10 protein-coding genes and 1 pseudogene are annotated in these 8,111 nt (G+C 62.5%); 6 read left to right on the plus strand and 5 right to left on the minus strand.

All coding sequences use genetic code 11. From position 1 onward, the window contains the following. Positions 1–21: 21 nt before the first annotated feature. Both VF769_RS06120 and VF769_RS06125 read left to right on the plus strand, forming a co-directional pair. The gene (locus VF769_RS06120; RefSeq protein WP_331007493.1) at positions 22–477 is read left to right on the plus strand and encodes a DUF2214 family protein; all 456 of its coding nucleotides are present in this window, start codon (positions 22–24) and stop codon (positions 475–477) included. A 66-nt stretch (positions 478–543) separates the two neighbouring features. Beyond that, positions 544–2,142 carry a fatty acid--CoA ligase gene (locus VF769_RS06125; RefSeq protein ID WP_331007494.1) on the plus strand — a complete coding sequence of 533 codons (1,599 nt, stop codon included), beginning with the start codon at positions 544–546 and terminating at the stop codon, positions 2,140–2,142. On the opposite strand, the gene VF769_RS06130 is transcribed toward VF769_RS06125, so the two are convergent. From VF769_RS06130 to flgF, 5 genes are all read right to left on the minus strand, one after another. Continuing rightward, entirely contained in the window at positions 2,139–2,492 is a 354-nt protein-coding gene (locus VF769_RS06130; protein ID WP_331007495.1) for a hypothetical protein, read from the minus strand. The genes VF769_RS06125 and VF769_RS06130 overlap by 4 nt on opposite strands. A gap of 82 nt (positions 2,493–2,574) precedes the next feature. Continuing rightward, positions 2,575–3,294 carry a flagellar basal body L-ring protein FlgH gene (gene flgH, locus VF769_RS06135; RefSeq protein ID WP_414731769.1) on the minus strand — a complete coding sequence of 240 codons (720 nt, stop codon included), beginning with the start codon at positions 3,292–3,294 and terminating at the stop codon, positions 2,575–2,577. An 83-nt stretch (positions 3,295–3,377) separates the two neighbouring features. Further along, positions 3,378–3,905, minus strand: a complete 528-nt coding sequence (gene flgA / locus VF769_RS06140) for a flagellar basal body P-ring formation chaperone FlgA (RefSeq protein ID WP_331007497.1) — start codon at positions 3,903–3,905, stop codon at positions 3,378–3,380. A gap of 11 nt (positions 3,906–3,916) precedes the next feature. Further along, the gene (gene flgG, locus VF769_RS06145) at positions 3,917–4,702 is read right to left on the minus strand and encodes a flagellar basal-body rod protein FlgG (RefSeq protein WP_331007498.1); all 786 of its coding nucleotides are present in this window, start codon (positions 4,700–4,702) and stop codon (positions 3,917–3,919) included. A gap of 15 nt (positions 4,703–4,717) precedes the next feature. Next, positions 4,718–5,446 carry a flagellar basal-body rod protein FlgF gene (gene flgF, locus VF769_RS06150; RefSeq protein WP_331007499.1) on the minus strand — a complete coding sequence of 243 codons (729 nt, stop codon included), beginning with the start codon at positions 5,444–5,446 and terminating at the stop codon, positions 4,718–4,720. Between the two features lie 187 nt (positions 5,447–5,633). On the opposite strand from flgF, the gene VF769_RS06155 reads away from it, so the two are divergent. From VF769_RS06155 to VF769_RS06170, 4 genes and pseudogenes are all read left to right on the plus strand, one after another. Beyond that, a complete protein-coding gene (locus tag VF769_RS06155) occupies positions 5,634–6,275 on the plus strand; it encodes a flagellar basal body-associated FliL family protein (RefSeq protein WP_331007500.1) in 642 nt (213 codons plus the stop codon). Further along, on the plus strand, positions 6,276–7,343 hold the full coding sequence (gene fliM, locus VF769_RS06160; protein WP_331007501.1) for a flagellar motor switch protein FliM: 1,068 nt from the start codon (positions 6,276–6,278) through the stop codon (positions 7,341–7,343). Further along, the gene (locus VF769_RS06165; protein WP_331007502.1) at positions 7,340–7,660 is read left to right on the plus strand and encodes a DUF6468 domain-containing protein; all 321 of its coding nucleotides are present in this window, start codon (positions 7,340–7,342) and stop codon (positions 7,658–7,660) included. The genes fliM and VF769_RS06165 overlap by 4 nt, the downstream gene beginning before the upstream one ends. Continuing rightward, positions 7,660–8,111: pseudogene (locus tag VF769_RS06170) on the plus strand (hypothetical protein); the annotation flags it as partial. The gene VF769_RS06165 and the pseudogene VF769_RS06170, both read left to right, overlap by 1 nt.

Here is an 8,111-nt window from a genome sequence, read left to right on the forward strand (position 1 = left end):
GCTGCGCGTGGGGGGATGAGGATGCTCTATCACGACGCCGGACTGGCTTGGCTGCACTTCGTCTTTGCGTTCGTGCTTGTCGGCGCCCTGGTCGCCGAGCTCTTCATTCTGCGTTTGCCGGTCGACGGACGGGTGGCGAAGCTCTTGTTGCGTGTCGACTTGTTTTACGGCGTCGCGGCGGTGCTCATCATCCTTGCGGGCGTCTCCCGCGTGCTGTGGGGCGCGAAGGGTTGGGAATTTTATCAGGCGCAGCCGTTCTTCTGGGCCAAGATCGCGACCTTCCTGGTGATCGGGGCGATTTCGGTTGTCCCAACGCGAACCTTCATGCGTTGGAAGCGCGCCGCCGACACGGACGCCACGTTCGCCGCACCTGAAGCCGAGGTGAAACGTATTCGAAGCCTGGTCATGTGGGAGACACACCTCCTGGCGTTGCTGCTGCTGTTCGCCTCGTTCATGGCGCGGGCTATCGGAAGTTAGAGGCTATACAGCCCCCAGAGCCCCGCTAAGCTTCCCAAAAATAACAAGTCTTTGGGAGGCGAGATCATGGCGGCGTCGCTGCAGCCGGAAGAATTTGACCTAGTCGACACGCTGGGGGACGTGGCGCGCCATCATGGCCGGACCCGTGCGGACCGCGTGGCGATGAGCTTCGAGGGACGTCACACCACCTACGGTCAACTCGACAAGCAGAGCAATCAGGTCGCGAACGGGCTGATCGCCGCCGGCGTGCGAAAGGGGCAGGCGGTCGCTTTCCTCGGCAAGAACATGGATCATTATTTCGAGGTGCTGCTCGGCGCTTCGAAGGTCGGCGCAATCATTTCGCCGATCGGCTGGCGGCTACAGCCGGACGAAGTCGCTTACATCCTGAACGACAACCAAGCGCCCATCGTGTTCGTTGGCGAGGAATGCGTTGGGTGTCTCGATGCTGCGCTTGGCCAAGTCGAAAAGAAGCCGCTCGTTGTCGCCATGGAGTCGGGCGCGCACAATTACCCTCTCTATGAAACTTGGCGCAACGCGCGCTCGACCACCGATCCGGGCGTCGCCGTGGCGCAAGAGGACCCGGTCATTCTGCTCTACACTTCCGGCACGACCGGGCGTCCGAAGGGCGTCATGCTGACGAACGCTAACATGCTGCGCTCGCGCCGCGCGCTGTCAGAGGCGCGGATGGATTGGAACGAATGGCAGGAGGGCGAAACCAATTACGTCGCCATGCCGATCGCCCACATCGGCGGCACGGGGTGGGGCATGGTGGGGCTCATCAACGCCGTACGCAATGTGGTGGCGCGCGAGTTCAATCCGATGGAGGCGCTCGAAGCGATCGAGCGCGAGCGCATCGGCAAGATGTTCATGGTGCCGGCCGCTCTGCAATTCATTATTCGAACGCCACGTGCGCGGGAAATCGATTATTCGAGCTTGAAGGTCATTTTGTACGGCGCGTCGCCGATGCCGGTGGCGCTGTTGAAGGAGTGCATGGACGTGTTCGGCTGCCAATTCGTGCAGCAATACGGCATGACGGAAACGACCGGCACCATCGTCTATCTGCCGCCGGAGGATCATGACCCGAACGGCAATGAGCGTATGCGGTCCGCGGGCATCCCGATGCCGGGTGTCGAAATCGCGATCCTCGACGCGGACGGAAACGCGCTGCCGCCGCGGCAGATCGGCGAGGTGGCGACGCGCTCCGCCGCGAATATGAAGGGCTATTGGCGCAAGCCAGACGCGACAGCGTCAACGGTCAACAATGATGGTTGGCTGCGCACAGGCGACGCGGGCTATCTCGATGAAGACGGCTACCTTTACATTCAAGATCGCATCAAAGACATGATCATCTCGGGCGCCGAGAACGTGTATCCGGCGGAAGTTGAGAACGCGATCCACGGTCACCCGCACGTCGCCGAAGTCGCCGTCATCGGCGTTCCGGACGACAAATGGGGCGAGGCCGTGAAGGCGATCGTTGTCGCCAAGCCGGGCGTGACGCCAGACCCTGAAGACATCATCGCCTACGCACGCTCAAAAATCGCGCACTACAAGGCGCCGAAGAGCGTCGACTTCATTGATGTGCTGCCGCGCAATCCGTCCGGCAAGATTCTGCGTCGCCAGTTGCGCGAGCCTTATTGGGCGGGGCGGGACCGGCAGGTGAACTAGACTCGGCTTTGCTCGGCGCGCTTGGCGCCGAGCAACATCGCCTCGACATTTCCCTTGTGCCTGATGCTCTCGATCAACAGGTATGGCGCGAGGAAGCCCATCCCTCCGAAAAAGGCGAGCGGCGCCAGGGCGAAGCCGGTCGGCGAAAATCCGTGCCGCCACGTCACCCAGAGCGCGGAGAGGGCAAGGAATCCCAAAAAGTCTAAATTGAATTGGCCGGGCCAGCCCATCGCGGCCATGTCGCCGAAAAACACGGAGAGGAGGTCCCACCCGTGATTGGCGATCACGGCGATGGTGTATCCCACTAGGCCGGCCAGAAAGATGATCAAGAAACCGCGGAACATCAACATGGTCGCCCCCATTTCGACCACGCTTTAGCCAAATCGCGACGCCTTGAACATGACTTCAAAGGTAAAGCCGAGCTTGACGCACTCACCATGGCGTAATCGCGTCGCCCAAGCGTTGACCCCAATTCGGGCGTTGCACGGCGCTGATGGAGCCACGCCCGCCATAAGAAATGCGAGCTTCGGCGATCTGTGTGTGATTGATCTTGTTGTCGCTGGTGACGTCTTCGGGGCGGATGATGCCGCTCACCGTGAGCTCACGCAGTTCGCCATTGATGCGCACTTCCTGGCGGCCGGCGATGACGAGATTGCCGTTCGGCAAGCGATCGACGATCACGGCGGCGACGGTGAGCTCGATCTTCTCTTCGCGATTGATCGCGCCCGTGCCGCGGTGTTCAGAATCTGCCGTGCCGCCGACCATGTTCGCTGGATCGAACGCGCCATTGAACAATTGGCCGACGCTTTCCTCCAAGCCGAAGAAGTTCGAAACGCCAGCGGAGGTGGAGGCTTCGCGCGAGCGGTTCGATGAATTGGAGAGTTCGGCGCTGTCGTCGATCTCGATCTCAACCGTCAGAATGTCGCCGATGCGGCTGGCGCGTTGGTCGTTGAAAAAGCTACGTGAACCCGAGCGCCACAACGAATTCGGCGCCGGCTCATAAGCCACGGCTTCAGGGTGATAGGGCATTGTCTGCTGGCCGCCGCCGGTCAGCGCAGCGGGGGTGCCGACCGGCGCAAGTTGCGGCGGGGCCAAGCCGCGGCGCGCCGCATCATAGGCCATGCCCGGCGCGGCAAGCGCGTCTTGCGCCATCGCGCCCGTGTCGACGCTGGCGCACGCGGTGGCGCTTGCGGCAAGTGCAAGTACTGCGAGCGCGCGGATCGGATTATCGTGGTTCATGGATAGGCTCTCGCAGCGCCGGGGCCCGTGACCACGGCTTCGATGGTTCGATTGGATGAGGTGTTTTGCAAGCGAATAGGTTGGCCGATTGCGCCGTCCTCAAGCGCCCGCGCGCGCATGGTGAGCGACATGCCCGGCGCCTGATAGACGAGGCTTACGCTATCGCCGCGGCGGATTGCGGCGTCGGCGATGGTTCGGCCTCCCGCCGCCGGCAGGGTCGCGCGCAAGCCGCCAGGGCGAACAACTTGCACAGCGTTGACGCCTGCCGGCGGCGTGAACTGAAGCCCTGCGGCGGACGCCGCCGCCTGCAGCACGGGCATGTTGATGGTGCTCATCTGGCCCGAGGGCGGTGATGGCGCGATGGCGCGGCCGGCGACATCGGCCGGCGCGCCCTCGAACACGTCGCCCATCGTAACCGCGGGGCCGCTCGCTTCGATGCGCGCGCGCAGCGTAACAGGCTCGGCGAAGGCGACCGACGCAAACACCAGATAGAGGCAAGCAAAGAGGCAGGACCAGCGCAGCATCGCGTTTCTCCTCAGCGCAATTGCGTGGTGGATTGGAGCATTTCGTCGGCGGCGGTGATCACCCGCGCGTTCATCTCGTAAGCCCGCTGCGCCACGATCAGCGACGAGATTTCCTCGACCGCGTTCACGTTCGAAAGCTCAAGGAAGCCCTGCATGATCGTGCCGAAGCCAGGTGAGCCGGGCGTTGACGTGTTCGGCGCGCCGGACGCGGGCGTTTCCAGGTAGAGGTTGTCGCCGATCGCTTCCAATCCCGGCGGATTGATGAAGGTGGCGATTTCGATCTGGCCGATCTGCTGCGGTTCGACTTGCCCTTGCAGCGTCACCTCAACGACGCCGTCGCGCGTGATCTGGATGCCCGTCGCTTCTGCCGGCACCGTGATCGACGGTTCAAGCAAATAGCCGTCAGAGGTGACGATCGAGCCATCGCCATTCACCGCCAGATTGCCCGCGCGCGTGTAGCCGGTCTGACCGGAGGGCAGGGCGATTTGCAGATAACCGCGACCGCTGATCGCGACATCATAAGGATTGTCGCTGGCGGTGATGCTGCCTTGGCTGGTGATGCGGCCAACCGCGTCCGTCTGCACGCCGACGCCGAGTTGGATGCCGGTCGGCAAGATCGCGCCCGAAGCAGACGACGTCGAACCTGGACGATCGATGTTCTGATAGAGCATGTCCTGGAATTCGGCGCGTTGGCGCTTGTAGCCCGTCGTGTTCATGTTCGCGATGTTGTGCGAAATCACATCGACATTGGTTTGTTGCGCTTGCATGCCGCTGGCGGCGATCGAGAGTGCACGCATGTCTAGGGACTTTCCTTATCGGCCGAGTTGCTGGATCGCGCGCTGACGCAATTCATCGGTGTTCGAAACAATTTTCGCCGCCGATTGGTAAGCGCGTGAGATTTCAATGAGACGGGTGAGTTCGACGACGGGCCGTACGTTCGAACCCTCAAGAGAGCCCTGTATGACCACGCCTTCAAACTCACCCGGCTGTTGTCCCTGCGCGTCCCAAAGGTTGTCCCCGACCTTTGAGAGCGCGCCCGGCGCGGCGAAGCTCGCCATGCCGATGCGGCCGGCTTCAACGCCGGCCACGCGAATGACGCCGTCGCGACCGATCGAAGGTGTTTCACCTTGCGGATCGAGCACAATCGGCGCCCCCCCGCCGCTGAGCACGGCGAAACCATCGCTGGTCACCAACCGTCCATCACCGGCTAACTGAAACGCGCCGTCGCGCGTGTAATGCGTTTGCCCGTTCGGGCCTTGCACCATGAAGAAGCCTTCGCCTTCGATGGCGACATCAAGCGGATTGCCCGTCAGCGCGATCGGGCCTTGCTGCATGTTGCGCACAACGCCCATGTCGCGAACGAAACGAATATTGGTCGGCGCGTCCTCCGCATGTGCGTCGGTATTGTCCGCTTCTTCGAGCCAAATGCCGTCAGCCTTGAAGCCGGTGGTGGCGACGTTCGCGAGGTTGTTGGCCGCGATGTCCATCCGCCGTTGCAACACACGTTGCGTCTGCAGGCCGAGCATGAGTGCGTTATCCATGGCTGTTAACCACGCAAGCTGCGTGCCAGAGTCTAAGTGCATGATTTTATTGGGTCGGCTTTGCGCCTTATGGTGAATGACAGGCGCCTTTTCTGCCGCGGCGCCGGCAAGTTTTGCCGAGTTGCTACCAATCCTTAACCACGTCTTGCGCACCAAGGAGCGTTCTTAGTGCGCGAGCGATTCCGTTATGTTCGGAAAGAAAAAGAAAAAGGGCGACGAAGCCGAAGAAGCTGAAGGCGCAAGCCCGCCCGAAGGCGGCGAGGGCGCCGAAGGTGAAACGCCGACGAAGAAGAAGATGTCGGGCAAGACGCTCGTCCTCTTTATCATTCTGCCGGCGATCCTTGTGTTGGGCGGCGGCGGCGCGGCGGCGTTCCTCTTGCTGAAGCCGAGCGGTGAACAGCACGCGGCGGCGGAAGCCGGCGACCATGGCAAAGCCAAGGGCGGCGGCGGTCATGGCGCCGAGGGCGCGCCCGGCGAACCCATTCCGGGGCCGAACGGCACGATGATTACCTACGGCGAAGGTGACACGGTGTTTGTGGCCTTGCCGGAAATGCTGGTGAACATCACCGGACCTGACGGGCGGCCCGCGTATCTGAAGCTGAAGCTCACGCTGGAGGCGCCGAACGAAGAGACGGTGACGGCGCTGGGTGAGCACATTCCGCGCGTCAGCGATCAGTTCAACGGGTTCCTGCGCGAATTGCGCACCGATGACCTCTCGGGCTCGGCGGGCGCCTATCGCTTGCGCCTGGAATTGCTGCGCCGGGTCAACCTCGTCATCGCGCCGCTGCAAATCAATGCGGTGCTGATCGAAGAAATGCTGGTGCAGTAGATGAGTTCGGACGCTGCGCCTCAGGAAGAAATCCCGGAATGGGATCCGAATGCGCCTCTGGGCGAGGAGCAGACGACGGAACGCATCCTCAATCAGGATGAAATCGACAGTCTGCTCGGCTTCGGCATGGGCGATGATGATGCCGCCGGCCGCACAGGCGTGCGTGCGATCATCAATTCGGCGCTGGTCTCCTATGAGCGCCTGCCCATGCTGGAAATCGTTTTCGACCGCCTTGTGCGGCTGATGACGACGAGCCTGCGCAACTTCACGAGCGACAATGTCGAGGTCAGTCTCGACCAGATCACGTCGATACGCTTTGGCGATTATCTCAACTCCATTCCGCTGCCGGCAATTATTGCCGTGTTCCGCGCCGAGCAGCTCGACAATTTCGGCTTGGTCACCGTCGACTCAAGCTTGATCTATTCGATCGTGGACGTGCTGCTCGGCGGGCGCCGCGGCGCCCCTTCGTCGCGCGTCGAAGGTCGGCCGTACACCACCATCGAGCGTATGCTCGTCACTCGCATGATCGAAGTCGTGCTCAATGATGCGCATATGGCGTTCTCGCCGCTCACCGAAGTGAATTTCAACCTCGACCGGATCGAGACCAACCCGCGCTTCGCCGCAATCGCTCGACCGCCCAACGCGGCGATCGTGGTGAAGCTGCGCATCGACATGGAAGATCGCGGCGGCAAGATCGAAATCCTGTTGCCCTATGCGACGCTCGAACCGATCCGGAAGATGTTGCTGCAGCAATTCATGGGCGAGAAGTTCGGCCGGGACAACATTTGGGAAGGCCACCTTGCGAGCGAGCTGTGGGCGACCAAGCTGGAAGTGCGTGCGGTGCTCGACGAGCTGAAGCATCCGCTCGGCAAAGTGCTCGATCTCAAGGTTGGCGACACCTTGATGCTCGACGCCGCGCCGGACTCGCCGGTGACCATGAAGTGCGGCGCCGTTGAACTCGTACAGGGCCGCGTCGGTCGTATGGGACATTCGCTCGCCGTGCGCGTCGAAAAACCAATCACCCCGGCCGTGCAGCAAGCGGTCATGAAACTTGGAGGGGGACAATGAGCCCGATTACTCTAGCTATTGAAGTTGTGCTCGCGATCATGCTCGGCGCGTGCCTTTATTATTTCTGGCGCCTCGACCGCAAACTCGCCGCGCTGCGCACCGGGCAAGATGGCGTGCTGCGCGCCGCCGCCGAACTGGCGCAGGCGACAGTGCAGGCCGAGACCGCTGTGAAGGCGCTGCGCCTGACTGCGCAAGAGGCGGGGCGCGATCTGCAGGCCCGCATCAATGACGCCAAGGGTACGGCAGAACGACTCGGTCTTGGCTCGGGGCGCTTGCGCACCGCAGCGGATGTCGCGCCGCTGCGTGGACGGATGTGATGAAGAAGAAGTCTGCGTCAGCCTCTGGCGGTTCGGTGCGGCTGTTGCCGGCGGCGATGGTGACGGTTGCCGCCGTGCTTGGCTTGAAAGCTATTGCGATGGCCGAGGCCGTCGCTGAGGGCGCTGGCGCGGCGACTGAAGCAAGCGCGCCAGCGGCCGAGCATGCTGAGAGCAACGCTAGCGCGCCGGCGCAACCGGCCGCGAACCAATGCGCTCCGCCAACGCTGGCCGAGATGGCTGGTTTGAGTGCGGCGGAAGTGCAAGTGCTGCAAGCCCTGCAGGCGCGCCGCCAAGCGCTCGATCAGCGCGCCGAACAATATTCGACGCAGGATGAGTTGATGATGGCCGCCGAGCAGCGCCTCAACGAGCGTCTGACGGAATTGCGCACACTTGAGGCGCACGTCAACGATCTGCTCGGCCAGTTGGACGAAGCGCAAGAGCAGCGGCTCGC

The sequence above is a fragment of the Vitreimonas sp. genome, assembly GCF_036392335.1.
Classification (GTDB): Bacteria; Pseudomonadota; Alphaproteobacteria; order Caulobacterales; family Aquidulcibacteraceae; genus Vitreimonas.